The sequence below is a fragment of the Streptomyces sp. NPDC014676 genome (genome assembly GCF_043084105.1).
In the GTDB taxonomy this organism is placed as follows: Bacteria; Actinomycetota; Actinomycetes; order Streptomycetales; family Streptomycetaceae; genus Streptomyces.
On the sequence record NZ_JBIBZI010000002.1, the window covers coordinates 640,316 to 666,305 of the forward strand.

20 protein-coding genes and 1 riboswitch are annotated in these 25,990 nt (G+C 72.2%); of the genes, 6 read left to right on the forward strand and 14 right to left on the reverse strand.

Annotation, left to right across the window (positions count from 1 at the left end; all coding sequences use genetic code 11):
* Nucleotides 1-10: 10 nt before the first annotated feature.
* Nucleotides 11-2,491, reverse strand: a complete 2,481-nt coding sequence (pcrA, locus tag ACF1DX_RS07320) for a DNA helicase PcrA (protein WP_391790237.1) — start codon at nucleotides 2,489-2,491, stop codon at nucleotides 11-13.
* Between the two features lie 261 nt (nucleotides 2,492-2,752).
* A riboswitch (cyclic di-AMP (ydaO/yuaA leader) is annotated at nucleotides 2,753-2,903 on the forward strand.
* Between the two features lie 7 nt (nucleotides 2,904-2,910).
* Between pcrA and ACF1DX_RS07325 the strand changes: the two genes are divergently transcribed.
* Nucleotides 2,911-4,083 carry an NlpC/P60 family protein gene (locus ACF1DX_RS07325; protein ID WP_391790238.1) on the forward strand — a complete coding sequence of 391 codons (1,173 nt, stop codon included), beginning with the start codon at nucleotides 2,911-2,913 and terminating at the stop codon, nucleotides 4,081-4,083.
* Nucleotides 4,084-4,304: 221 nt separating this feature from the next.
* Here the strand turns inward: ACF1DX_RS07325 and ACF1DX_RS07330 are convergent, their stop codons facing one another.
* Nucleotides 4,305-4,658, reverse strand: coding sequence for a hypothetical protein (locus ACF1DX_RS07330; protein ID WP_030829675.1), 354 nt, complete (start codon nucleotides 4,656-4,658; stop codon nucleotides 4,305-4,307).
* 376 nt (nucleotides 4,659-5,034) lie between these two features.
* On the opposite strand from ACF1DX_RS07330, the gene ACF1DX_RS07335 reads away from it, so the two are divergent.
* A complete protein-coding gene (locus ACF1DX_RS07335) occupies nucleotides 5,035-6,075 on the forward strand; it encodes an NlpC/P60 family protein (RefSeq protein WP_391790239.1) in 1,041 nt (346 codons plus the stop codon).
* A 9-nt stretch (nucleotides 6,076-6,084) separates the two neighbouring features.
* Here ACF1DX_RS07335 and ACF1DX_RS07340 read toward each other — a convergent pair whose 3' ends face one another.
* Nucleotides 6,085-6,828: a LuxR C-terminal-related transcriptional regulator gene (locus tag ACF1DX_RS07340; RefSeq protein ID WP_391790240.1), complete on the reverse strand. Its 744-nt coding sequence runs from the start codon at nucleotides 6,826-6,828 to the stop codon at nucleotides 6,085-6,087.
* Entirely contained in the window at nucleotides 6,825-8,117 is a 1,293-nt protein-coding gene (locus ACF1DX_RS07345; protein ID WP_391790241.1) for a PspC domain-containing protein, read from the reverse strand. The genes ACF1DX_RS07340 and ACF1DX_RS07345 overlap by 4 nt, the downstream gene beginning before the upstream one ends.
* Nucleotides 8,118-8,296: 179 nt before the next feature.
* On the opposite strand from ACF1DX_RS07345, the gene ACF1DX_RS07350 reads away from it, so the two are divergent.
* Both ACF1DX_RS07350 and ACF1DX_RS07355 read left to right on the forward strand, forming a co-directional pair.
* Nucleotides 8,297-9,658: a PspC domain-containing protein gene (locus tag ACF1DX_RS07350; RefSeq protein ID WP_391790242.1), complete on the forward strand. Its 1,362-nt coding sequence runs from the start codon at nucleotides 8,297-8,299 to the stop codon at nucleotides 9,656-9,658.
* The gene (locus ACF1DX_RS07355; protein ID WP_391790243.1) at nucleotides 9,645-9,884 is read left to right on the forward strand and encodes a hypothetical protein; all 240 of its coding nucleotides are present in this window, start codon (nucleotides 9,645-9,647) and stop codon (nucleotides 9,882-9,884) included. The genes ACF1DX_RS07350 and ACF1DX_RS07355 overlap by 14 nt, the downstream gene beginning before the upstream one ends.
* Nucleotides 9,885-9,891: 7 nt before the next feature.
* Here the strand turns inward: ACF1DX_RS07355 and ACF1DX_RS07360 are convergent, their stop codons facing one another.
* The 3 genes from ACF1DX_RS07360 to ACF1DX_RS07370 all read right to left on the reverse strand — a co-directional run bounded on the left by ACF1DX_RS07360 (nucleotide 9,892) and on the right by ACF1DX_RS07370 (nucleotide 12,871).
* A complete protein-coding gene (locus ACF1DX_RS07360) occupies nucleotides 9,892-10,410 on the reverse strand; it encodes a DoxX family membrane protein (RefSeq protein WP_391790244.1) in 519 nt (172 codons plus the stop codon).
* A gap of 240 nt (nucleotides 10,411-10,650) precedes the next feature.
* Nucleotides 10,651-11,922 carry a hypothetical protein gene (locus ACF1DX_RS07365; protein WP_391790245.1) on the reverse strand — a complete coding sequence of 424 codons (1,272 nt, stop codon included), beginning with the start codon at nucleotides 11,920-11,922 and terminating at the stop codon, nucleotides 10,651-10,653.
* A 154-nt stretch (nucleotides 11,923-12,076) separates the two neighbouring features.
* Nucleotides 12,077-12,871: a class II aldolase/adducin family protein gene (locus ACF1DX_RS07370; protein ID WP_391790246.1), complete on the reverse strand. Its 795-nt coding sequence runs from the start codon at nucleotides 12,869-12,871 to the stop codon at nucleotides 12,077-12,079.
* A 177-nt stretch (nucleotides 12,872-13,048) separates the two neighbouring features.
* Here ACF1DX_RS07370 and ACF1DX_RS07375 point away from each other — a divergent pair, with 177 nt between their 5' ends.
* Nucleotides 13,049-13,528, forward strand: a complete 480-nt coding sequence (locus ACF1DX_RS07375) for a pyridoxamine 5'-phosphate oxidase family protein (RefSeq protein WP_391790247.1) — start codon at nucleotides 13,049-13,051, stop codon at nucleotides 13,526-13,528.
* A gap of 13 nt (nucleotides 13,529-13,541) precedes the next feature.
* Here the strand turns inward: ACF1DX_RS07375 and guaA are convergent, their stop codons facing one another.
* Nucleotides 13,542-15,122, reverse strand: coding sequence for a glutamine-hydrolyzing GMP synthase (gene guaA / locus ACF1DX_RS07380; RefSeq protein WP_391790248.1), 1,581 nt, complete (start codon nucleotides 15,120-15,122; stop codon nucleotides 13,542-13,544).
* Nucleotides 15,123-15,456: 334 nt separating this feature from the next.
* Here guaA and ACF1DX_RS07385 point away from each other — a divergent pair, with 334 nt between their 5' ends.
* A complete protein-coding gene (locus tag ACF1DX_RS07385) occupies nucleotides 15,457-15,753 on the forward strand; it encodes a chorismate mutase (RefSeq protein ID WP_391790249.1) in 297 nt (98 codons plus the stop codon).
* A 283-nt stretch (nucleotides 15,754-16,036) separates the two neighbouring features.
* Here ACF1DX_RS07385 and ACF1DX_RS07390 read toward each other — a convergent pair whose 3' ends face one another.
* The 6 genes from ACF1DX_RS07390 to ACF1DX_RS07415 form a co-directional block, all read right to left on the reverse strand.
* Nucleotides 16,037-17,257: a hypothetical protein gene (locus tag ACF1DX_RS07390; RefSeq protein ID WP_391790250.1), complete on the reverse strand. Its 1,221-nt coding sequence runs from the start codon at nucleotides 17,255-17,257 to the stop codon at nucleotides 16,037-16,039.
* A gap of 236 nt (nucleotides 17,258-17,493) precedes the next feature.
* Nucleotides 17,494-19,284, reverse strand: a complete 1,791-nt coding sequence (locus ACF1DX_RS07395) for a GMC family oxidoreductase N-terminal domain-containing protein (protein WP_391790251.1) — start codon at nucleotides 19,282-19,284, stop codon at nucleotides 17,494-17,496.
* Nucleotides 19,285-19,379: 95 nt separating this feature from the next.
* The gene (locus tag ACF1DX_RS07400) at nucleotides 19,380-20,993 is read right to left on the reverse strand and encodes a succinic semialdehyde dehydrogenase (protein WP_391790252.1); all 1,614 of its coding nucleotides are present in this window, start codon (nucleotides 20,991-20,993) and stop codon (nucleotides 19,380-19,382) included.
* A gap of 129 nt (nucleotides 20,994-21,122) precedes the next feature.
* Nucleotides 21,123-22,760: a serine/threonine-protein kinase gene (locus ACF1DX_RS07405; RefSeq protein ID WP_391790253.1), complete on the reverse strand. Its 1,638-nt coding sequence runs from the start codon at nucleotides 22,758-22,760 to the stop codon at nucleotides 21,123-21,125.
* Between the two features lie 80 nt (nucleotides 22,761-22,840).
* Complete coding sequence (locus ACF1DX_RS07410) at nucleotides 22,841-24,052, reverse strand: serine/threonine-protein kinase (RefSeq protein ID WP_391790254.1); 1,212 nt, start codon at nucleotides 24,050-24,052, stop codon at nucleotides 22,841-22,843.
* A gap of 82 nt (nucleotides 24,053-24,134) precedes the next feature.
* Nucleotides 24,135-25,847, reverse strand: a complete 1,713-nt coding sequence (locus ACF1DX_RS07415) for a protein kinase (protein WP_391790255.1) — start codon at nucleotides 25,845-25,847, stop codon at nucleotides 24,135-24,137.
* Nucleotides 25,848-25,990: the final 143 nt, after the last annotated feature.

Genomic DNA, 25,990 nt, shown 5'->3' on the forward strand with positions numbered 1-25,990 from the left:
GCCCGCGCTGCTACAGCTTCTCCACCGGCGCGTACCGCAGCAGCAGCCGCTTGGGCTTGGTGTCCCCGAAGTCGATCGTCGCCTCCGTGTTGGCGCCCGTGCCCTTCACCGCGACCACGGTGCCGAGGCCGAACTGGTCGTGGGTGACCCGGTCCCCGATCGCCAGCGACACCACGGGCTTGTCCGCGGCCCGCCCGGTGGCGAAACCGGAACCGCCCGACGCCGACGAGCGCGAGCGGGACGACGACAGCGAGGCCGCCACCCCCGACACCGGACCGGAGGACACGGGCGCGCTCGCCCCCGTCCGCTTCCACTCCAGGTGGGCGGCCGGGATCTCCTCCAGGAACCGCGAGGGCGGGTTGTAGGACGGCTGGCCCCACGCGCTGCGCAGCGTCGAACGGGTCAGGTACAGCCGCTCACGCGCGCGCGTGATGCCGACGTACGCCAGGCGCCGCTCCTCCTCCAGCTCCTTGGTCTCGCCGAGGGCGCGCATGTGCGGGAAGACGCCGTCCTCCATGCCGGTGAGGAAGACGACCGGGAACTCCAGGCCCTTGGCGGTGTGCAGGGTCATCAGCGTGATGACGCCCGATCCGTCCTCGTCCTCGTCGGGGATCTGGTCGGAGTCGGCGACCAGGGCGACCTGCTCCAGGAAGTCGGACAGCGCGACCGACTCGCCCTCGCCGCGCTCCTGCTCGAACTCCAGGGCGACGGCCGCGAGTTCCTGGAGGTTCTCGATCCGGGTCTCGTCCTGCGGGTCGGTGGAGGCCTGCAACTCGGCGAGATAGCCGGTGCGTTCGAGGATCGCCTCCAGGACCGTCGCCGGGCCCGCACCGGACTCGACGACCGTACGGAGATCCTCCATCAGCGTGTTGAACCGCTTCACGGCGTTCGACGAGCGCGCGGCCATGCCGTACGCCTCGTCGACGCGCCTCAGCGCCTGCGGGAAGCTGATCCTCTCGCGCTGCGCGAGGGCGTCGATCATGGCCTCCGCGCGGTCGCCGATGCCCCGCTTGGGCACGTTGAGGATGCGGCGCAGCGGCACCGAGTCCTCGGGGTTGGCGAGCACCCGCAGGTAGGCCAGGACGTCCCGGACCTCCTTGCGCTCGTAGAAGCGGACACCGCCGACGACCTTGTAGGGCAGGCCGACGCGGATGAAGATCTCCTCGAAGACGCGGGACTGGGCGTTGGTCCGGTAGAAGACGGCGACGTCGCCCGCCTTGGCCTCGCCCGCGTCGGTGAGGCGGTCTATCTCGTCGGCGACGAACTGGGCCTCGTCGTGCTCGGTGTCCGCGACGTACCCGGTGATCCGCGCGCCCGCGCCGGCGTTGGTCCACAGGTTCTTGGGACGCCGCGACTCGTTGCGCTCGATGACGGCGTTGGCGGCGCTCAGGATGGTCTGCGTGGAGCGGTAGTTCTGCTCCAGCAGGATCGTGGTCGCGTCCGGGTAGTCCTCCTCGAACTGGAGGATGTTGCGGATCGTCGCACCGCGGAAGGCGTAGATCGACTGGTCGGCGTCGCCCACCACGCACAGCTCGGCGGGCGGCACCTCGGGCTCGGACGGTGTGCCGGCGGGGTGCTCGGAGGTGCCGACGAGCTCGCGGACCAGCGCGTACTGGGCGTGGTTGGTGTCCTGGTACTCGTCGACCATGACGTGCCGGAAGCGGCGGCGGTAGTGCTCGGCGACGTCCGGGAAGGCGCGCAGCAGGTTGACCGTCGTCATGATCAGGTCGTCGAAGTCGAGGGCGTTGGCCTCCCGCAGCCGCGACTGGTAGAGCGCGTAGGCCTGGGCGAGGGTCTTCTCGAAGCCGTCGGCGGCCCGGGCGGCGAAGTCCTCCTCGTCGATCAGCTCGTTCTTCAGGTTGCTGATCTTGGCGCTGAAGGACTTCGGCGGGAAACGCTTGGGGTCGAGCTCCAGGTCACGGCAGACCAGGGCCATCAGACGCTTGGAGTCGGCGGCGTCGTAGATCGAGAACGACGAGGTGAAGCCGAGCCTCTTGCTCTCGCGGCGCAGGATGCGCACGCACGCGCTGTGGAACGTCATGACCCACATGGCGCCCGCGCGCGGGCCGACGAGCTGCTCGACGCGCTCCTTCATCTCGCCCGCGGCCTTGTTGGTGAAGGTGATCGCGAGGATCTGGCCCGGATGGACGTGCCGCTCGGCCAGCAGGTGGGCGATGCGGTGGGTGAGCACACGGGTCTTGCCGGAACCGGCGCCGGCCACGATGAGCAGCGGGGAACCGGAGTGCACCACGGCGGCGCGCTGGTTGTCGTTCAGCCCCTCCAGCAGCGCGGCGGCGTCGATCACCGGGCGCGGGGCGCCGTCGCGGTAGTAGGCGTCCCGGTCCGGCGGCACGTCGAACTTCCCGCCGAACAGGTCGTCCGGGATCTGCTCCGGCACGTACTCGTCCTCGGGCGGTGGCGGGGGCTCGCCCTCGGGGCCCCGCTGGGCCTGGAGGTCCGCCAGGAAGCTGTCGTCAAAGAGGCTGCTCATCGCTCTCCGAGTCTAGGGCGCCCCACCGACAACCCGGGGCCACCCCGGGAACATCCCCGGAATCCGGCGGCCGGGACGGGGCGCACACCCTCCAGAACCACCCCATCACCCTGGGTGACCCCGCACGCAAGGTCACGAAAATGTATCGGGCATATCACCCATCAACCTTCACAGGGGCCACACCGGTTGGCTACGGTGCGGGCGGGCCGTACGACCCCCACCGGCGAACCCCGCCGGGCCGCGCGGCCCCCGCCGAGTCCGTCACTGCCCCCGCGGCAGCCGGAGCCGGGGACCCACCGAGACCATGGGGTGAATCGGCCCACTCCCTCGCGGAGCGGCCGTAGGGCAACCCTTCCGAGCAAGCCGCCCGAACCCGACAGCTAACCCGGTAGGCGGAGCTTTGGAAGGAGTCGCCTCCCTTGGCGTCGCACCGCAAGTCGCGCACCCCCGGCACGCGCGTGGCAGGCATACGGACCCCGGCCCTCGCCACGGCCGCCCTGACCTCCGTGGCCCTGCTGTCCCAGACGGCCACCGCCGCCCCCTCCGACGACGGCAGGCCGAGCCTGGAGGAGGTCGAGAAGAAGGTCGGCGACCTCTACCGCCAGGCGGAGTCGGCGACCGAGAAGTACAACGCGGCCAAGGAGAAGACCGCGAAGCAGCGCAAGCAGGTGGACACGCTCCTCGACGACGTGGCCAAGCGCACCCAGAAGCTCAACGAGGCGCGGGCGGAGCTGGGTTCCTTCGCCGCCGCCCAGTACCGGACCGGTGCCGGCGTCCCCGACACCGCGACCTTCCTGCTCGCGGACACGCCGCAGGACATCTTCGACCAGCGCCAGGTGATGGACCGGATGACCGGCCGCCAGAAGGAAGCGGTCGACGACTACGTCACCCAGCAGTCCGAGACGATGCAGAAGCGCCAGGAGGCCACCGAGAGCCTTCAGACGCTCACCGAGACCCAGGGCGACCTGAAGACGGCCAAGGCCACCGTCCAGAAGAAGCTCACCGACGCGCGCGAGCTGATGGCGAAGCTGACCGCCGAGGAGAAGGCACGGCTCGCGGCGATCGAGAAGGAGAAGCAGGAGGAGGCCGCCCGCAAGGCCGCCGAGCTCGCCCGGCAGCAGGCGGAGCGGCAGAAGGCGCAGGAGGAGGCCGCCACCGCTCAGCAGGACGGCGGTACCTCGGCGGGCGGCACCTCCGGCTCGACCACCTCACCGTCGACGGACTCCTCGTACACCACCAAGGCCGAGAAGGCCCTCGCCTTCGCCCGCGCGCAGATCGGCAAGCCGTACGTCTGGGGCGCCACCGGCCCCGGCTCCTACGACTGCTCCGGCCTCACCCAGGCCGCCTGGAAGGCCGCCGGCGTCACCGTTCCGCGCACCACCTACGACCAGGTGAACGCGGGCACGACGGTCCCCGTCTCCCAGGCCCGGCCCGGTGACCTGGTGTTCTTCTACGACGACGTCACCCACGTGGGGATCTACATCGGCAACGGGATGATGATCCACGCGCCGAAGCCCGGCACGTACGTCCGCGAGGAGTCGATCTACTACGACGGCGAGTCCTCGATCCACAGCGTGGTGCGCCCCGCCTGACCGCCCGGAAGGGGCGGGGACGGTCCTCCGGCGTCGTCCCCGCCCCTTTTCCGTGCCGGTCCGCGCCACGGCACGCGGCGCCGGTCGCCCGCGCTCCCCCTGGGAAACGCCGGCGGCGGTGGCGCTGTCCGCGTCCACCGCCGCCGGCGTCCCCTGGGCCCGGGAGCCCGGGACGCGTCCTGTCGTGGGCCGCGGTCACGTCCGGGTCCGTGGAGCGGAGGTCAGGTCCACAGCACCGCGATGAAGACGTTCGTCACGGTCAGCAGTCCGACCAGGCCGAACAGGCCCTTGTCCACCTTCTCGTCGTCCCGCTTCACGTACACCAGGCCGAGGATCACGATCAGCAGGGCCAGCTTCACGCCGATCTTGATGTTGTCGACGGAGTAGTCCTGGGCCTGGTTGAGGCCGACCAGGACCACACCGGTGACCAGCATCGTCAGCGCGCCGTGCAGCATCGCGGGGACGAACCGGGCGGTGCCCGCGCCCATCGCCTTCATCTGGGTGAGGAAGCCGCCGAGGAGCGACGCGATGCCGATGATGTGCAGACCGACGAAGAGGTGGATGAGTACGTCCATGAGGCCGGAGCCTAGCCATAGCCGCCTCCTAGCACTCCGGCACCCTCATCCGTCCCTCCTCCGCCATATCGGTCATCACTTTGAGTGAAGACGATGAAGTCGGAGCAGGGCATCTGTCACTTACGGTCACCCGACGGTCCGCTCACATCACTTCCGCACAACCCGTCACCGGGGCCGCACGGCCGGGCCTAGCGTCCTCCTCCAGGTGACCGGCTCTCCACCGCCGCCCGGTCCAGGGGCGGCGGCCGGACACCACCGCCGAGAAGGTCCGGCGGCGGACGGCTCCCCTGCGCACCCCCGCCGCCGGACCACCGGACGGCAGTCCGCTCCGCGCGGTCGTCGGAAAGTCGGAAAGTCGGAAAGGACGGAAATCCAGGTGGCAGCGCACCGCAGGACCCGGCAGCGTGTCCCGGGCGGCACCACGGCCCGCGCGGCCACCGCCCTCGCCCTCGCCGGCGCGGCCACCGCGACCGGCTTCGACGGGGCGGGACACGCCGAACCGCGGCTGACACCGGGCCAGGTCAAGGCCGAGGTCGACAGGCTCTACCGGGAGGCGGAGACCGCCACCGAGAAGTACAACGGAGCCAAGGAGAAGGCCGAGTCGGCCCAGCGGCGGCTGCGCGATCTGCAGGACGAGGCGGCCCGCAGGAAGGACCGGCTCGACTCCGCGCGGGACGCCCTGGGCACGGTCGCCGCGGCGCAGTACCGCGGCGGCGGCCTCGACCCCGCCCTGCAGCTCTTCCTCTCCGAGGACCCCGACGGCTATCTGGACGGCGCCGCGCTCGCCGAACGGGCCGGCAGCCGCCGGCAGGCGGCGGTGGGGCACGTACGCGCACAACTCCGGGAGATCGAGCGGTTGCGCGGCGCCGCACGGGTCGAGGTGACATCGCTGACGTCCCGCCGCGCCGAACTCCAGCGGCACCAGAAGACGATCGACACCAAGCTGACCGCCGCCCGCCGGCTGCTGTCCCGGCTGACCCCCGGGCAACGCGCGGGGCTCACCGACGGAACCGACCGCGCCCCGCACTCCTCGACGGACGCCCGGGACGCCGCTCTGGCGGCTCCCGGCCCCCGCGCGGCGCAGGCCGTCTCCTACGCCTACGCCAAGCTCGGCAGCCCCTACGTCTGGGGCGCGACCGGCCCGGACGCCTTCGACTGCTCGGGCCTCGTCCAGGCCGCGTACCGCTCCGCCGGTGTCTCCCTGCCCCGCACCTCCTACGCCCAGATCGACGCCGGCCGCCGCGTCCCCCGCTCCGCACTCCTCCCCGGCGACCTCGTCTTCTTCTACTCCGGCATCAGCCACGTCGGCCTCTACATCGGCGACGGCCGCATGATCCACGCCCCGAACCCCTCGGCCCCGGTCCGCGTGGCCCCGATCGACGAGATGCCCTTCGCGGGCGCCGCGCGCGTGGTCTGAACGGCCCGTTCAGACCAGCCGCCGCGCCGTCGCCCAGCGGGTCAGTTCGTGGCGGTTGGAGAGCTGGAGCTTGCGCAGGACCGCCGAGACGTGGGACTCGACCGTCTTCACCGAGATGAAGAGCTGCTTGGCGATCTCCTTGTAGGCGTAGCCGCGGGCGATCAGCCGCAGGACCTCCCGCTCGCGCTGGGTGAGGCGGTCCATGTCCTCGTCGACCGGCGGGGCGTCGGTCGAGGCGAAGGCGTCCAGGACGAAGCCGGCCAGGCGGGGGGAGAAGACGGCGTCCCCCTCCTGGACCCGGAAGATCGAGTCGACCAGATCGGTCCCGGTGATCGTCTTGGTCACGTAGCCACGGGCACCGCCGCGGATCACGCCGATCACGTCCTCCGCCGCGTCCGACACGGACAGGGCGAGGAAGCGGACCGGCTGCTCGGCGTCGCCCATCAACGGGGCGCAGCGGCGCAGCACCTCGACGCCGCCGCCACCGGGCAGGTGCACGTCGAGCAGGACCACCTCGGGCCGGGTCGCGGTGATGACCGTGACCGCCTGGTCGACGTCGGCGGCCTCACCGACCACCTCGACACCCGTCTGCGCGGTCTGCCCTATCTCCGCCTGGACACCCGTGCGGAACATGCGGTGATCGTCGACGAGGACCACCCGCACATGACGCCCGGCGCTGCCGCCGGCCGACTCCGCGGACGCGGCGCCCTGTGCCGGTCCCGTCGTTCCGTTCGCCTCGGTCGGCTCGCTCATGACGTCTTCTCCGCCCTCTCCATCTCCATCTCGACCTCCGTGCCGCCGTCCGGCACCGCGCGCAGCCGCGCCGTGCCCCCGTTGCGCTCCATGCGGCCGATGATCGATTCTCTGACGCCCATGCGGTCGGCGGGTATCGAGTCCAGGTCGAAGCCGGGGCCGCGGTCCCGGACGGACACGAAGACCGTCCTCCCCTCGACTTCGGCGTAGACCTGCACCGCGCCTCCCTCGCCACCGTACTTGGCGGCGTTGACCATCGCTTCGCGCGCGGCCTGCATCTGTGCGCCGATTCTCTCGTCGAGCGGGCAGTCGCCGACGACGACCACCTCGAGGGGGACGCCGTGCTTGTCCTCCACCTCGGCGGCGTTGCGCTTCACCGCCTCGGCGAGGGTGGCGGGTTCCTCGTCCTCGTCCTTGCCGTTGCCCTCCGGCTTGTAGAGCCAGGCCCGCAGGTCGCGCTCCTGGGCCCGGGCCAGACGGCGCACCTCGCCCGCGTTGTCCGCGTTGCGCTGGATCAGGGTGAGGGTGTGCAGCACCGAGTCGTGGACGTGGGCGGCGACCTCCGCGCGTTCCTGCGCCCGGATGCGCATCAGGCGCTCCTCGGAGAGGTCCTGGGTCATGCGTACGAGGTAGGGGCCGGCGAGGAGGGTGATGCCGACGAGGACCGCGAGGGCCGCCTGGAGCACCGAGCCGAGGTGGCTGCCGGAGCCCCGCAGGACGAAGATGCCCGAGGCGCCCGCCGTCACCAGGAGCACTCCGGCCCCGGCCCGCAGCAGCGTGACCGTGCGCCGGCGGCGGCCGACCTCCATCCAGCGGGCCCGGCGGGCGTTGTCCGCCTGCCGCCAGACCAGGGCGACGCCCGCGCCGACCAGTACGGTCGGCCAGAGGTAGGCCCTGGTCCCGTTGGTCAGGTCCACATTGCCCACGAAGATCATGGCCACCACGACCATGAGGAGCAGGGCGACGATCTGTCCCTTGTCCGGTTTCCGGGTGACGAGTCTGCGCCGGCCGTCCGGCGAGGTCTCCGTCGTCACCAGCGAGGGCGGCTTCTGCGCGTCCACACCGCCGACGCCCAGCGGTACGAAGAACCAGAACGCGGCGTACAGCAGCGCGCCGAGCCCGTCGGCCATGAACAGGCCGACGAAGACGAGACGTACCCAGATCACGGGCAGCCCGAGGTGTCCGGCGAGCCCCCGCGCCACACCACCGAGCCAGCGTCCGTCACTGCTGCGGTAGAGCTTGCGCGGCGGCCGCGGCTCGGCTACGGGCGCTGCTGCGGCTTCCGACATGCCAATGATGGTCACACGCCCGGAGTACCGGAGCATCAGGGTCGGCCCCGGAGACTCCCCTGATCTCCGCGGCCCTGGTCCGTCGAACGCTCCCCCGGTACCGCTCGGGGACCGATATCAGGGTCCGGCCAGGGTCGTACCGACTGCCGCCACGGCGGCTCGCCCGTCACCATGGACCCATGACCGATCACCAGCACGCCACGACGGGTCCGGGACCCGTCTCGGGCCCGGAGGGAGCGACCGCCCCGCCACCGGAGCCGGCCGACGAGAGCGGGCCCTTCCGGCGCGACCGCCGGCACCAGCTGCTCGGCGGGGTGTGCGCGGGGCTCGGCCGGCAGTGCGACATGGACCCGGTGATCTTCCGGATCACGCTCGCGGTCCTGTCCGCCACCGGCGGCATCGGCCTCATCTTCTACGGCTTCGCCTGGCTCTTCGTCCCGTACGAGGACGAGGAGGAGAACGAGATCCGCCGGCTGCTGACCGGCCGGGTCAGCGGCCACACCCTGACGGCCGTCCTGTTCGCACTGGTCGGCTGCGGCGTCTTCCTCACCATGCTGAGCAACGACGGAGTGCTGAGCTTCGCCGTCATACTGTCCCTGCTGCTCGCCGGCGCCGGGTACTGGTCACGGCGGCGCGGTGCGCCCAGCCCCGACCCCATAGCCGCCCAGGCCGTGGCCGACGCCCCGCCGGAGCCCCAGGCGCCGCCGGCCCCCTCCGCCTTCCCGTCGTGGTGGCGTGACCCCATCGTCAAGGACGGCACCCACGTCGGGGGCACGGGCTATCTGTGGGGCCCCCTGGACGCCCGCGACATGGACATCGCCACCACCGTCGACAGCGGGCTCGGCCCCCGCACCGGCACCCGCGGGAAGGCGTACGCACCGCCCCTCCGTCCCCCGGTCCCGCGCGTCCCCCGTGGCGGGATCGGCGGCCGGGTCTTCCTGCTCGCCCTGCTCGCGGGCGGCCTCGGTGCCGGGCTGACGTGGGAGAACCACCCCCTCGGCACCAGCCTGCAGACGGGTCTCGCCTGCGCGCTCGCCGTCTTCGGCATCGGCGTGGCCGTCAGTGCGTTCCTCGGCCGCACCGGGGCGGGCTCGATCGTTCTGGCGGTCGTCACGGCGGGCCTGCTCGCCGGCTCGGCCGCCCTGCCCAAGGACATCGGCACCGACTGGAAGCAGACGACCTGGGCGCCCGCCTCGGTCGCGCAGATACGCCCGGCCTACGACCTGGGCGCCGGCGAGGGCGAACTGGACCTGTCCGCGATACGTGTTCCCGAGGACCGCACCGTCTCGACGCGGGCCGACGTCGGCCTGGGCCGGGTCCACGTGATCGTGCCCAGGGACGTGACCGTGAGGCTGACCATCGACGTGGGAGTGGGTGACATCCAGTTGCCGGGCGACAGGCAGAAGGACGTGGACGTGGCACCGGGCAAGCACAAGGAGGTGACCCTGGAGCCGCCGGCCGGCGTCGAGGAGGCGGGCACGCTCGACCTCGATCTCCAGGTCGGCGCGGGACAGGCGGAGGTGAGCCGTGCCGCGTCATGAGTTCCAGCCGGGCAGGCTGGTGGCCGGCGCCTTCCTCGTCCTCGCCGCGGTGATCTACGCCGGTGACGCGGGCGGCGCCTGGGACACCCCGTGGTTCGTGGCGATTCCCGTGGTCACCGGCGGGCTCTGTCTGGCCGGCGCGGTGGGTTCCCTGACCGGTCTCGTACGGCGGCGCCGGGGCGGCCGGACGGCTCCCCGGAAGACCGGCGCGGAGACGGCGCCCTGAGCGGGCGCTACCGGTACTCCCCTCTCCGCTGCCGCCGCCGGGTACGAAGAGCGGCGTCCACGGACAGCAGCGGGGCGCCCGCCAGCAGCAGCGGTGTCCAGGCCAGCAGATACGGGAGGTCATTGCCGTAGTAGTACGGATCGGCGGCCCAGCTCACGGTCAGCCACAGGCTGAGGGAGATCAGCGCGCCGCCCAGGGCGGCCAGGCGGGTGAGCAGGCCGAGCAGGGTGCCGATGCCGACGGCCAGCTCTCCGAGGGCGATGGCGTAACCGAAGGCGACCGGGCTCTCCAGCGCCATGTCGACCAGGGCGGGGAGGGCGGAGGAGTCGCGGACGCCGCGCATCATGTCGCCGATCGAGCCGGCGCCGGAGTCCTTCATGAACGCGCTGTCCGTGAGTTTGTCGAGGCCGGCGTAGATGAAGGTGATTCCGAGGAAGAGGCGCAGGGGGACGAGGGCGTAGCGGGTGGCGGTGTCCCGCCAGTCCCCGTCGCCGTCGAGGTGTGGGGAGTGCGTGTCCGTGCGCATACCGTGAGTCGTCACTGTCCGCCGCCTCTCACTGCCGTGCCGGCACTCCTCAACACGAAGATACGTATGACGAATGAGGGCGGCTCAATCCTGCGGGTGGGGTTTTTCTTCGGAGTGCGGTGCCTGTGGGTGTCCCGGCGTTGCTGTGGGCCGGGGGTGGGTTGCGCAGCCCGGCGCTAACGAGGTGCCGTCGCGCCCACCCGTGCCTCCCCAGCGGCACGACTGCCCGCGGGAACGGGGCTAGTCCGTCACGTCGATCGCGTAGCGGTTTGTTTCCACGCCCGCTGCCGTGATGACCTGGACCTCCACTCGGCCCGGTTCCACCTCTGCCGGGACCGGGACGGTCAGGAGCGTGTCCGTCGGGTTGTCGAAGCCGCCCGTCACCGGGACCAGCGGCACGTGTACGTTGACCGGCCCGACCCGGACCACCATCCGGGACAGCCGGTCCGCCCCCTGGGCGCCCACCGGCACGAATCCGGCCCCCCGGATCTCGATGTCGTCCCCGGTCCGGATCGGCGCGTCCAGATCACCGGCCTCGCGCGCCCGCACCACCGAAAGGATCACCGGACGGCCGCCCTCCGCGTACTTCCCCGCGAGATACGTCGCCGCCGACACCAGCACCACCACCGCGAGTCCCCACGGCAGATCCGGCAACTGGTCCGGCCGCCGGGCCAGCCGCACCGCCGCGAACACCAGGGCGACACCGCTGATCACGACGTACTGGATGTCGGCGAAACTGCCCCGCCCCGAGTCGTCGGTCAGCAGGTCCGCCGCCCTGGGCCGGTACGCGCGTACCTTCTGCAGCCGCTGTCCCAGCACCCGCAGTCCGACCACCCGCCGCACCAGCACGGCGATCCCGCACACCACCGCCAGCACGGTCACCACACCGGCGCCGCGGGCGAGTTCCAGCCCGTCGATCAGCGTGTCCCGTTCCCGGTTCCCGGAGGCGGCCGCGAGCTGCCCCACCAGAACGAGCACCGCGAACGCCAGGAACAGCACCCAGCACGCGGCCACCGCACGGGACGTGGAGAGCCGGTTGTCCTCCCCGATCACCGGTGCCAGCGCACCTCCGCGCGCCCGGTGGAACCACGACGCCGCGGTCAGCGCCCCGGCCATCACCAGCGCGGCCAGCAGCCCGGCGGTGCGGGCGGCGCTCCACCCCGCGCCGATCGCCGTGAGCGCCTGCCCCAACAGCAGCAGCACGACGCCCGCCCACACCACACCCGCGGTCCGCCGCACCAGCCATGCCGCGCCCTCGGCCCGCCCTCGTTCGGCGACGATCTCCGCGGCCTGCGTCAGCTCCTCCGACACCCACTGCCGGGAGGCGGAGGCGGAGTGGGCCACCGCGGCCGGCACTCCCTGTCCGGCCGCGAACTCGTCCCGCTTCAGCAGGAACGCGGCGACCGCCCGCCGATGTCCCTCACGCACCCCGTGCGGACAGTCCCCGCAGGTGCAGCCCCCCTCGTGGGCGCCCATGTCGGGGCCGCCCCGCCTCGCCTCCTGCACCGCCACGCCCGAAGCCCGCCTTCCCCACCGTCAAAGCCATCAAAAAACATGACACAAGTCCCCCGCGACGAAAGCGAATTGTGCCCTACCCCGCCGCCTCTCCGTCCGGCAGGCCCGGTCAGGAGGAGTGAATTTCGCGGCACCGTGTTGACCTTGCCGTCTACTCCAGCAGATCCGGCTCGCTCCGGCTGATGTCCTGCCACATCGGCTGGTAGTTGATCCACGCCACCAGGTCCCCGCCCAGTTGCTCCCGCGTCGCCACCGCCTGCCGGTGGTCGATGAGGACGGGCCGGCCCGCCGCCTTCGCGGTGAGCTGCACCTGGCAGGACCGCTCCATCGTCACGAACCACCAGGCCGCCGCGTCCACCGAGTCGCCCACGGTGAGCAGCCCGTGGTTGCGCAGCACCAGCGCCTTGTGGGAGCCGAGCGCGTCCGCGATCCTCCTCCCCTCCTCGGCGTCGACGGTGACGCCGCTGTAGGCGTCGTAGAGGGCGTGGTCCTCGTAGAAGGCGCAGCTCTCCTGGGTGATCGGGTCGAGCAGGTCGCCGAGGGCGGCGAGGGCGCGGCCGTGCACCGAGTGGCAGTGGGCGACGGCGACGACGTCGGGCCGGGCCGCGTGCACCTGGGCGTGCACGGTGAACGCGGCCTGGTTGACGTGGTGGCCGCCCTCGACGACCTGGCCGTCCCGGTTGGCGAGCACCAGGTCGCTCACGGTGACCTGCCGGAAGGGCATCCCGAACGGGTTGACCCAGAAGCAGTCGCTGTACTCCGGGTCGCGTGCGGTGATGTGTCCCGAGACGCCGTCCTCGTAGCCGAGCCGCCCGAAGAGCCGCAGCGCGCCCGCGAGCCGCTCCTTGCGGTGCCGGCGCTCGTCGTCGGCCGACTCGTGCATGGGCGGCATGGCGAAGCGCAGTTTGCCGGTGGGCAGCGGCAGGGGCGGTGTGGGCCCGTGCATGAGTCCTCCCGCGGGGGGTGTGCGTACGGGGCGGAAGTTACCGGCGGGCCGCACCGGACGACAGCTCTGTTCCGTAACACCGGACATCCGGCGACACCGGACACCCGGCAGCGCGGGACACCCGGCAGCACCGGATATCCGACACAAGATGTCCGGTATCCCCGTCACACTCGGTCCATGCACACGAACTGGGCGGCCTTCGCCGTCACCGAACCCGAGTTCGCGAAGACCGTGGAGGAGCGCTTCGCCTCGTACACCCACCACGTCCTCGCGACCCTGCGCAAGGACGGCTCACCGCGTACCACCGGTCTGGAGGTCCGCTTCCTGAACGGGGAGCTGTGGTTCGGCATGATGCCGAACTCACTCAAGGCGCTCGATCTGCGCCGCGACCCGCGCTTCGCGCTCCAGGCGAACCCGGGCGACGGCACGGGCATGGGCGGCGGCGACGTCCGTATCGGCGGACGGGCGGTCGAGATCGCCGACGACGACACGGAGACCCGGCGCCGGTACGCCGAAGAGGTGGAACCGCCGGAGCCGTTCCACCTCTTCCGCACCGAGCTGACGGAGGTCTTGAGGACCTACGTGGAGGACGAGAAGTACCTCGTCGTCCAGGTCTGGAAGCCCGGAGAGCCGGTGCGCACCCTCAAACGGACCTGAGGACCCGGAAGGGTCACTCCCACTCGATGGTGCCCGGCGGCTTGGAGGTCACGTCGAGGACGACGCGGTTGACGTCCCGCACCTCGTTGGTGATCCGGGTCGAGATCTTCGCGAGGACGTCGTACGGCAGCCGGGACCAGTCGGCGGTCATGGCGTCCTCGCTGGAGACGGGGCGCAGCACGATCGGGTGACCGTAGGTGCGGCCGTCGCCCTGGACGCCCACCGAGCGCACGTCCGCGAGCAGGACGACCGGGCACTGCCAGATGTCCCGGTCGAGACCGGCCGCGGTCAGCTCCTCACGGGCGATGGCGTCGGCCTCGCGGAGCAGGTCGAGCCGCTCCTTGGTGACCTCGCCGACGATGCGGATGCCGAGCCCCGGGCCGGGGAACGGCTGGCGCTGGACGATCTCCTCGGGCAGGCCGAGCTCCTGGCCGACCATCCGGACCTCGTCCTTGAACAGCTTGCGCAGCGGCTCGATCAGCTTGAACTCGAGGTCCTCGGGCAGGCCGCCCACGTTGTGGTGGGACTTGATGTTGGCGGTACCGGTGCCGCCGCCGGACTCGACGACGTCCGGGTAGAGGGTGCCCTGGACCAGGAACTCCACCGCCGGGCCCTCGTCCGCGATGATCTCGGCCTGGGCCTGCTCGAAGACCCGGATGAACTCCCGGCCGATGATCTTCCGCTTCTCCTCGGGGTCGGAGACGCCCTTCAGAGCCGTGAGGAACCGCTCCTGCGCGTCCACGACCTTGAGCTGTACGCCGGTCGCGGCGACGAAGTCCTTCTCGACCTGCTCGGTCTCGCCCTTGCGCATCAGGCCGTGGTCGACGTACACGCAGGTCAGCTGGGAGCCGATGGCCTTCTGAACGAGCGCTGCGGCGACGGCGGAGTCCACACCGCCGGACAGGCCGCAGATGGCGCGCTTGTCGCCGACCAGCTCGCGGATGGCGTCGACCTGCTCGTCGATGACGTTGCCGGTGGTCCAGTCCGGGGTGAGGCCCGCGCCCCGGTACAGGAAGTGCTCCAGCACCTGCTGCCCGTGCGTGGAGTGCATCACCTCGGGGTGGTACTGGACGCCGTAGAGCTTCTTGTCGTCGTTCTCGAACGCGGCGACCGGGACGATGTCCGTCGAGGCGGTGACGGTGAAGCCCTCGGGCGCGGCGGAGCAGGCGTCGCCGTGCGACATCCAGACGTCCTGCTCCTCCGGGGTGCCCTCGAAGAGGGTGGAGGAGTTCTTGGCGACGTGCAGGTCCGTACGGCCGTACTCGCGGGCGCCGGTGTTGTCCACCTGGCCGCCCAGGCTCTGGGCCATGAGCTGGAAGCCGTAGCACATGCCGAAGACGGGAACGCCGGCCTCGAAGATCTCGCGGTCGAGACTCGGGGCGCCCTCCTCGTACACGGACGAGGGGCCGCCGGACAGGATGATCGCCGCGGGGTTCTTGGCGAGGATCTCCTCGACCGGCATGGTGCTCGGCACGATCTCGCTGTAGACCCGCGCCTCGCGGACGCGACGGGCGATGAGCTGGGCGTACTGCGCGCCGAAGTCGACGACCAGGACGGTGTCGGGCGCGTTGGCAGCGGGAGACGCTGATGACACGAGGTGCCTTCCGGCGGTGGGGCGGGGGTCTTGTGCCTCCCAATTCTACCGAGACGGCGGCGGACCACGTCCCGCCGCCGGAACCGGGCCCCGTCTCACCATGCGGCCCGTGTTGGACGGCCGCGGCCGGCCGGGCATACTTGCCCCATGCTCACGCACCCGACCTTCCTCTTTACCTATGGCGACCGGCCCGCCGGCTGCCATGGTCGTCCTGCTTGAGCAACTGACAAGCGACTTCCCAGGCGCCCCGGGCCGACAAGGTCCGGGGCGCCTGGCGTTTCCCTCCGGACCCTGTCGCTCCGGGGCCCCGCACCCACCCACGAGGAGCCCCGGCATGACCACCACCACGACGGAGTCGACCGAGAGGACCGGCGCCCGCACCACCGAGGCCGCCGAGCTGATCACCGGCGCCCGCGAGCGGATCGACGCGCTCGACGACCGGATCATCGGTCTGGTGCAGGAACGGATGGCCGTGTCGGCCGTCATCCAGAAGGAACGGATCGCCTCCGGCGGGCGGCGGGTGAACCTCTCCCGCGAGATGGAGGTCCTCGCCCACTACCGGGACGCCCTGGGCAAGCCGGGCACCGCGCTCGCGATGACCCTGCTGGAGCTGTGCCGCGGCAGGATCTGACTCCGCGGGCGCGGTACGGACGTACGCGCACTCCTCACCCGTACGGCGCGTGACCGGTACCGGCACCGCTTCGTTGGTACCGGTGTCCGCGTCGGCCAGGGGCGGACCCGAGCAGTACCACGCGTGACTCGCCGGGGCGATGAGACGTGCGGATCGTGCCGTACGTCGTGGGACCTCGCTCCGGGGAAGTGACCGGACGGCAGGGGACAGCGGCCCGGTCACCCCAGAGAACGGCCGGTCCCGGGGACGCCCGGGACCGGCCGGTGGAGACCCGCCGTACGCCTCAGGTGCGGGTCACGACTCCGCAGTCCGCCTCGCCGTCGGCCGGCTCCAGGTCCTTGCTGCGGTCGTACGGGTCGCGGGCCGGTCCGGTCGGCTCGGGGCGTCCCTGCCGGTCGGCGAGGAACTGCGGACGGATGACTCCGTCGCCGTCCCGGCAGTCGTCGTTGGATATCTCGCCGTTGACGTCGGTGATCCAGATGTGCCCCTCGCCGGCCTGGAACCTGGCGGGGTCCACGGCGTCCACCTCGACCGTCCGGCGGACGATGGCCCTGCTCACCTCGTCACCGCCGCCGACGCGGGCCATCGGGTACACGAAGGTGTAGTCGGCCTTGACCAGGGCCCGCCCGGCGGTTCCCTTCACGGCCTCGACCGTCATACGGCCCCGCACCCGCACCTCGCCCACGAGTTCGACCTCCGCGGGGTCGAACCGGGTGAACGTCCACACCGGGTCGTTCTTCTCCGTGGGTTCGCGCAGGGCGTCGCGCAGATCGGCCAGGTACTCCTTCTCCGCCGGGTCCACGAGCTCCAGTGCCTTCGTCGGCCGCTCGCCCTTCAGTACGGCGGGGTCGAGGTTGGCGGCGACCAGGAACTCCTTCGTCCCGTTCAGCGCGGCCCGGATCCGGTCGGCGGGCACCCCGCCCACGGCCTTCGCCTCGGGCAGCCGGATGGCGTCCGCTCCCGCCTCCCACCGGGCGGCCGGGGACCCGGCGAACGGCTTCTCCCGGGTGGGGAGGCCGGCGGGGGCGTCGGGGGGTGCGGTGCCGGGGCGGCCGGTCCCGGGGGCGAGCGGAGTGGCGTCGGCCGCCCCCGCCTCGTCCTCGCCGAGGCCGCCGGGCAGCCAGGACAGCGCGGCGGACGGATTGACGGCGACCACGGCCAGCGCCGCGGCCACCACGATCCCGACCGCGCTCCAGACCCGGCGCCGGCGCGACGAGCGACGCTCCAGGACCTGCAGGGGCGGGCCCGTACGCCACCCCTCGGGCGGGGCGGGCCGCGCCGCCTTCCGCTTCCTGCCCGTGCGGCGCTTGCCGCCCGCGGCCGCTCTCGCCTGCGCCTCGTCCATGGCCCGCAGCCGCTCGGTCACCATGCGCGCCCGCGCCGACGGTTCCTTGGGGGCGGAGGCGCGGATGTCGCGCTCACTGTCCTGGACGAACTTCTCCCAGACGTCGTCGGGGAGGGACGAGGACTCCGGTCTGTTCTCTTCGGGCGGCTGCTCGGCCACGGGGTCGCGGACTTTCTCTCGATGGCGGTCGTAGGCGGCCGAGCGTACGCCAGCGATGATCACCCTTCGCGTGTGATCCAGATCACACGAAAATCCCCTGCGGGGCAGGACAACCATCCGTGCGCCCTGTTGATCACACTCACTGAGATCCTCACGGACCACACGGACAAGGGAGAAGGACCTGAGCTCGGAGGGGGGCACAGGTCCTTTTTCCTTGGCCGTTTTCCCCGGTGGTCTCAGTTCCGCTTCGGCGGCACCGCCGGCATCCCCAGGAACGGCAGCCGCAGCGCGCCGAACGCCTCCGCCGGGACCGCCGGGGACTTCGGCTCGACCGGCTCCAGACGCCGGTAGGCCTCCCCCTGCGCGGGGCGCGGATCGGCCTCGCCCTTGTTGGGCCAGTACGACATCGCCCGCTCGGCCTGCGCCGTGATGGTCAGGGAGGGGTTGACCCCGAGGTTCGCCGAGACCGCCGCCCCGTCCACGACCGAGATGCCGGGGTGGCCGTAGAGGCGGTGGTACGGGTCGATCACACCGGTCTCACGGGAACCGCCGATCGGGCAGCCGCCCAGGAAGTGGGCGGTCAGCGGCATCCCCGTCAGCTCGCCGACGTTGGAGCCGGCGAAGCCGTTGATCTCGGCCGCCAGCGCCGACGCGCCGTCCGTGGCCGCCTTGATCTGCTTGGGGTTGGGGGTGCCGTGGCCCTGCCGGGCGGTGAGCAGCCCACGGCCGGCCCCGGACGGCTTGAGGTACGTCGTCAGGGAGTTGTCCAGCGACTGCATCACCAGCCCGATGATGGTCCGCTCCGACCAGCGCCGGTTGGACAGCGAACGCAGCAGCAGCCAGGGGTGCTTCGCCGCGTTGCCCAGCCAGCCGAGCACCCGGGCGGCGCCCGAGCCGCCGCCCGCGTACGGCACCTGGAGGATGGACAGCCCGCCCATCGAGTTGGAGCCGCGGCCGTAGCGGACCGGCTCGATGTGGGTGTTCGCGTCGGGGTGGATCGACGACGTGATGGCCACACCGCGGGTGAAGTCGGCCTTCGGCGCGCCGGTGGCCCTGCGGTAGCGGCGGTCGTCGGTCTGCGCGCCGACGAGGGCCTCGGAGTTGGTACGGGTCAGCTCGCCCAGCCTGTCCGAGAGGTGCGGAAGCTGGCCGCCCGCCTTCATGCGGTGCAGCAGGGTCTGGGTGCCGTAGGTGCCGGCGGCCAGGACGACCCGGCGGGCGCGGAAGGTGCGGCCCTCGCCCTTGCGGCGGTCGTCGGTGGGGAGCGTGGCGACCGCGTATCCGCCCCGGGAGTCCTCCGTGACCGACACCGCCGTCGTCATGGGGTGCACGACCGCGCCCGCCTTCTCGGCGAGGTGGAGGTAGTTCTCGTTGAGGGTGTTCTTCGCGCCGTGCCGGCAGCCGGTCATGCACTCGCCGCACTCGGCACAGGCCCGGCGCGACGGCCCCGCCCCGCCGAAGTACGGGTCGGGTACCTCCTGTCCCGGCTTCGCCCGCGCCTTCCCGTCGGCGTCCTCGCCGTCGCCGAAGAAGACGCCGACCGGGGCCATGTGGAAGGTGTCACCCACGCCCATCCGCTCGGCCGCCGCCTTCAGGTGCACGTCCGACGGGGTCATCGTCGGGTTGAGCCGTACGCCGAGCATGCGCTTCGCCTGGTCGTAGTACGGGGCCAGCTCCTCCTGCCAGTCGGTGATGTGACCCCACTGCGGGTCGTCGAAGAACGGCTTCGGCGGTACGTAGAGGGTGTTGGCGTAGTTGAGCGAGCCGCCGCCGACGCCCGCGCCGGCCAGCACCATGACGTTGCCCAGCAGGTGGATGCGCTGGATGCCGTACATGCCGAGCCTCGGCGCCCAGAGGTAGTTCCTCAGGTCCCAGGAGTTCTTCGGCAGGGTGTCGCGGGTGAAGCGGCGGCCGGCTTCCAGGACGCCGACGGTGTATCCCTTCTCCGTCAGGCGGAGGGCGGTCACGGAGCCGCCGAAGCCGGAGCCGACGACGAGGACGTCGTAGTCGTAAGCGTCTTGAGGCACGAGGGCTCCTCGTTGAGTTCGCGTGCGGGTCGTATGCGGTTTCTCGCGCTCGCGCGGCGGAGCCGCATACCGATGCGGCCCCGCGCCCCGGGTGGTTACCTGAACCGGAGCGTCTTCATGAGCCGGAGACTGCCGCTCATGAAACGGGCGTACTTCTCGTCGTCCATGCCCAGCGAGGGCGCCATCGGGAGGAGGCGCTGGTGGGCGATCGTCTGGGCCTCGGTGTACTTGAGGATGCCCTCGGAGCCGTGCCGGCGGCCGAGTCCGGAGTCCTTCATGCCGCCCATCGGCGACTGGACGCTGCCGTACGCGGAGGCGTAGCCCTCGTTGATGTTGACCGTGCCGGTGCGCAGGCGCGCGGCGACCTCGCGGCCGCGCCGGGTGTCCTTGGTCCAGACGGAGGAGTTCAGGCCGTACGGGGTGGAGTTGGCGCGTTCGACCGCCTCGTCGTCGGAGGAGAAGCGGTAGACCGAGACGACCGGGCCGAAGGTCTCCTCGGAGCAGACGCTCATCGGGGCCTCGACGCCCTCGAGGACGGTCGGCTCGTAGAAGTAGGGGCCGATGTCCGGGCGGGCCGTGCCGCCCGCGAGCACCCTGGCGCCCTTGGCGACGGCGTCGTCGACGTGCCGGGTGACGGCGTCGAGCTGGCGCTGCCCGACCAGCGAGCCCATGTCGGCGCCGTAGGCGAGGGAGGTACCGAGGCGGATCGCCTTGGTGCGGGCGGTGAAGCGCTCCAGGAAGGCGTCGGCGACCGACTCGTGGACGTAGAGCCGCTCGATGGAGATGCACAGCTGGCCGGCGGAGGAGAAGCAGGCGCGGACGGCACCCGCGGCGGCCTTGTCGAGGTCGGCGTCCTCCAGTACCAGCATGGCGTTCTTGCCGCCCAGTTCGAGGGAGACGCCGACCAGGCGGGCGGCGGCGCCCTGGGCGACCTCGCGGCCGGTGCGGGTGGAACCGGTGAAGGAGACGTAGTCGGCGTGCCGGACGACCTCGGGGCCGACGACCGGGCCCTCGCCGAGGACGACCTGGAAGACGTCGGCGGGCAGTCCGGCCTCGACCAGCAGGTCACGGGCCCACAGGGCGGTGAGGCAGGTCTCCGTGTCGGGCTTCACGACGACCGCGTTGCCCGCGACGAACGCCGGGAGGGCGTCGCCGACGGAGAGTTCGAGGGGGTAGTTCCAGGGGGCGATCTGGCCGACGACACCGCGCGGGTGGCGCAGTTCGGTGACCTTGGTGAGGGTCGGCACGGCGCCCGCGTGCCGCTTGGGCCGCAGGTAGGCGGCGGCCCGGCGGCCGTAGTGGCGGGCGGCGACGGCGACGGCCTGCACCTCCTCGTGGGCGTGCAGCCGGGCCTTGCCGGTCTCGAGCTGGATGAGGTCGAGCACCTCTGCCTGGCGGGCCAGCACCAGGTCGTGGAAGCGGAGCAGGACGGCGGCGCGCTCCCGTACCGGGATCCTCGCCCAGACGGCCTGGGCGGCGCGGGCCGCCTCGAAGGCCTTCGCCACGTCCTCGGGCGTCGACTCGGGCAGGTCGGCCAGCTTCTCGCCGGTGAACGGCGTGTGGTTGGCGGTCCGGCCGGAGCCGGCCACGCCCTTGGTGAGCTGGGCGACCAGTTCCGGCGTGACCACGTCGGCGGCGGTGCGGGCACCCGCCGGCGCGGGGGCGAGGGGGTTGGTGCCGGTCGTTTCCCGGGTCTGCGCGTCCGTCATGAGCCGCAGGGTATGCCTGGGGGAACACTTTGTGTACCCGTCGGTAACAGATTCACCGACCGCTCACACGCCGCCAGTGAACGCTGGCGGTGAAGCCCCTGATCAGGACGTTGACGGACCTGACGCGGTTCAGAGCTTGTGGATGTCCCAGGAGTCGATGACGGTACGGGCGATCTCCCGGCCGTCCTCGGTGAAGTGGCCCTTGCCCGGGTACACGATCCACAGCCGGTACATGTCACCGCCCTTGTTCCGGTAGTACATGACCCGCACCTCGCGCACCATCACCGGATCGGTGGTCGTCGTGTAGACGATGGTGTTCGTGGCCGCCTCGCGCTCCTTGTACGTGGTCTCGCGCGGCTTGCCCTTCGGGGCGGGTGTGTCGGCGATGCCCCAGCCGTACTCGCCGTCCCGGAGCTCCTCCCAGTGGGCGAACGCCCGCTCCGAGGCCGAGCCCTGGATCTCGCCGTTGGCGTCCTCGGCCTTGAGGTCGCGATTGACCTCGACCCGCACCAGCCCGCTCGGGTCGGTGAAGGAGGCGACGGTCCCGTCCGCGTCCGCGGGCTGCCGGTCCTTCACGAAGCCCTCCGGCACCGCGACGGCGACGCCCACCCGGTCCCCGAGGTCGTGCCGCTTCCAGCCGTCCGGCAGCGGTCCCGCGAACGGGTCGGCGATCAGCAGGTAGGCGGCCAGCGCTCCCGCGACGACCGCCGCGCCGAGGCCCGTCAGCGTCCTGCGGCCGATCCGGACGCCCTTGCCGCCCTCGGTGAACCGGACCACCTGGGTGGGCTGCGGCGCGGGCGGATTCGCGGCGGCCTCCAGCGCGGCACGGACCCGGGCGGCGTCGGGACGGCGCGCCGGGTCCTTCTCCAGCAGCGCGGTGATGATCTCGGCCAGCGGGCCCTGCGCGGAGGCGGGCGGCGCCGGGGTGGCGTTGAGGACGGACTGGAGGGTGGCGGGGGTGTTGCTGCGGCGGAACGGCGAGACGCCCTCCGTCGCCGCGTACAGCACCACGCCGAGCGACCACAGGTCGGAGGCGGGGCCGGGGCGCTGGCCCAGCACCCGTTCCGGGGCGATGTACTCGGGCGAACCGACGAAGCCGCCGGTGTCGGTCAGATTGGTCTCGCCCTCGATCTGGGCGATGCCGAAGTCGGTGAGGACGACCCGGTCGTACCGGCCGAGCAGGACGTTGTCCGGTTTGACGTCCCGGTGCAGGATGCCCGCCGCGTGGGCGGCCTCCAGCGCGCCGAGCACCTCCAGACCGACCCTGGCCGCCTCGCGCGCGGAGAGGGTGCCCTCCTCCTGCAGCACGGCGCCCAGCGAACGGCCCCGGACCAGTTCCATCACGATCCACGGCCGGCCGTCGACCACCGCGACGTCATGGACGTCGACCACCGCGGGGTGGTCGAGCCGGGCGGCGGCGCGGGCCTCGCGGCGCATCCGCTCGGAGGCGTTGGAGCGTTCGCCCTCGGGAAGGTGGTCCGGGACGCGGGGCTCCTTGACGGCGACCTCGCGGTCCACGGTCTCGTCCTTGGCCCGCCACACCGTGCCCATGCCGCCGTGCCCGAGCTTGGCGAGCAACCGGTAACGGCCGGCGATCAGCCGTCCGGCGCCGGGGTCGCTCTCCGGCTGCGGCCGCGGTGGGGCCACCCGGGTCGGTGCCGCGTACGGGTTGCCGGGGTGCGGCACGGGCGCGGGCGGGTTCGGCGGTTGCAGACCGAAACTGGTTGGCTCGTCGGCCCCGTGGCGGGCTCCCCCGTCGTTGCTCATGGTTCATCCCTATCGCGCCAAGCCCTCACGTATCCACCGCGGATGCCGACCGGTCACAGACCCGTGACCCGCGTGGGGACTTATCTCCCGTTTGCGGGGTTGTGCGGCCGGCTCGAGGAGCCGGCCGCCGGGGAAGAAGGCGAGGGCGTCGGGGTTTCGGTGGGTGACGCGCTCGCGGGGGTCTCCGGCGCCGTGCTCGTCGGCGTACCGCCCCCGTCGCCGTCCCGGTCCTGCAGGAGCAGCGCCGCCGCGGACACCCCCGCTCCCGCCATGGCGGCGACGGCCAGGGCCGCGACGAGCACGCCCCTCGTGGGCTGCCGCCGGACCGGGCGCGCCTCGGGGCCCCCGCCCGCCTCCTCCCGCCGCACCGGGGGCCGCCGGCGCGGCGCGTCCCGGTGCGGGGGCAGCAGTCCTGGGGGTGCCGACTCCGGCGTACGGCCCGTCTCCCGGAACGCCCGCAGCATCCGTTCGGCCCGGTCCGCGTCCAGCCGGCGATCGGGGTCGCGCTCCAGCAGGCCGCGCACCACGGGAAGAATCGGTTCTGCCTCGATGGGCGGCCGTATCTCGTCGACCACGACCGCGTGCAGGACCCCGCCGAGGGAGTCCCGCCGGAACGGCGACTCGCCGCTGAGCGCCGTGCACAGCAGCGCGCCCAGCGACCACAGGTCGGACTCCGGTCCCGTCCTGGCACCGGACATCCGCTCGGGAGCGGTGTACTCGGGCGAGCCGACGAAGGAGCCGGTCTCGGTGAGCGTGGTGGAGCCCGACAGCCGGGCGATGCCGAAGTCGGTGAGGACGACCCGGTCGGTGCCGTTCTCCAGCAGGACGTTGGCGGGCTTGAGGTCGCGGTGCAGGACGCCCGCCGTGTGCGCGGCCCGTAACGCCCCGAGCAGGTCGACACCGATGCGCGCGGCCTCCGCGGCGTCGACCGGGCCCTGCTCGGCGATCCGGTCGGCGAGGGACGGTCCGTCGATCAGCTCCAGGACGATGTACGGGCGCTCGTCGTCCTCGACGACGTCGTGGACGACGATGATGTGCGGGTGGCTCAACTGGGCCAGGGCACGCGCCTCACGAAGGGTGCGGTCCCGCTGCCGCCGGGCGTCCGCCGCGGAGAGCGTCTCGTCGAGGGGGAGCTCCTTGACGGCGACACCCCGTCCGAGCAGTTGGTCGGTGGCCCGCCAGACCACGCCCATGCCACCGCGCCCGAGCCTCGCTTCCAAACGGTAACGGCCCGCTATGACACGTCCGTTGGTCCTGGCGGTCGCGTTCTCGGCGTCCCCGTCGGTCCCCATGGGCCCATCATGCCCCACCGGATGTGTGCCCTCCGGTACGGCGATTCGGCCAAGCGGCGCGCCTTGGCGCCCGCCACGGGGGTCAGGGCTCGCGCCACCCCTTCAGCACCGTCTCGAACTGCCCGCTGGTCGTGACCCAGTCCTCGGCCGGCCCGGACATGTAGATCGCGTACTCGACGCCGTCCCGCGAGAAGTACATCTGGTCGACCGCCCGGCGCGGCCCCGGGAAGTCGGTGTCCTTGGCCAGGGCGGTCCAGGTGTACTCCAGCCGGGCGCTCTCGCGGTCCCGGTAGACGCGGCGGTCCAGACCGATCCGCTGGTAGCCGACCAGGCGCTGCCCTATCTCCCGGTCCAGATCCCTCAGGTGCTCGTACGGGTCGTCGAAGTCGGGTGCGGCATCGATGGCGATACGGATGAAGTGCTTGCCGCCGTCGGGCGTGTAGTCGACCTGCCGGGTCTCCTCGTCGAAGACCTCGCGCTCCCAGTTCTCACCGGGCAGGGCGATGCTGAAACCCCAGGGGTCGCTGCGGCGCACCCAGCCCTCCGGGAGGTTCCCCCGTGACCCGGTGTTCCCCGTCTTCGTGGGGCTGGGCGTCGGATCCGGGGAGGGGCCGACCGTGGTGCCGCCCCGGTCCTGCTGCTGGAGCATCACCGCGGTGCCCCCGCCGATGACCGCCGCCAGGACGACGACCAGGGCGATCACCCGCCCGCGCACCCGCCGGCGGGGCGCGGCGGGCGGCGTGTACGGCTGCTGAGCGACCGTGGGGCCGCCGTGCGGGTACGGCGGCTGAGCGGTCGCGGGGCCGCCCTGCGGGTACGACTGCCGAGCGGTCGCGGGGCCGCCCTGCGGATACGACTGCCGAGCCGCCGCGGAACCGGCCTGCGGGTACTGCGGGACCCCCTCGGGCCCGGTCTCGTACGGCAGGGGGGCATGGGCGTCGACCGCCCGGGTCGGCACGTACTCCTGGGCGGCCTGCGGCCGGCGTCCCTCGGCGGCCTCGGCGAGCAGCTGCTCGGTCCGGTCCGCGTCGGGCCGGGTGGCCGGATCCTTGCGCAGGAGTGCGCTGATGACGGGCCCGAGCGGGCCGGCGTGCTCCGGCTCGTCGGCCTCCTCCTCGACGACCGCCTGCATGGTGGTCAGCGGTGACGTGCGGCGGAACGGTGATCTGCCCTCCACCGCCGTGTACAGCGTCGCGCCGAGCGCCCACAGGTCGGAGGAGGGGCCGGGATCGTGGCCGCGGACCCGCTCGGGTGCGAGGTAGTCGACCGAGCCGACGACCTCGCCGGTGCGGGTGATGGCCGTGTCGCCGTCGATCTGCGCGATGCCGAAGTCGGTGAGCAGGACCCGGCCGTCGTCGCCGAGGAGGACGTTGCCGGGCTTGACGTCGCGGTGCAGTACGCCGGCGGCGTGCGCGGCGCGCAGGGCGCGCAGCACCCACAGGCCGATGCGCGCGGCCTCGCGGGGGTCGACGCGTTCCCGTTCCTTCACCGCGTCGGCCAGCGAATGGCCCTCGACCAGCTCCATCACGATCCACGGCCGGCCGTCGTGCTCCAGCACGTCGTGCACCGTGACGACGGCGGAGTGGTTGATCCGCGCGGCGGCCCGTGCCTCCGCGCGGGTGCGTGCCAGCAGCGTGGCCTGTTCGCTGTCGGAGACGTAGAGCGCCGCGGTCAGTTCCTTGATGGCGACGATCCGGTGCAGCACCTCGTCATGGGCGCGCCACACCCGGCCCATGCCACCGCTCCCGATGGATTCACCGAGCCGGTAGCGGCCCGCGACGAGCGAGCCCTGCATCTGATTCACGTTGCCCCGCAATGGTCTTGACAGGGTCAGCGTAAGTACCCCGGCGCGTCCTGGGAACCGAGGGGGTGCCATGGAGACCGCACTGTGACAGTTGTCGCTTTATGGGGTGTCAGGCAACCAAAACCCCTGTGACC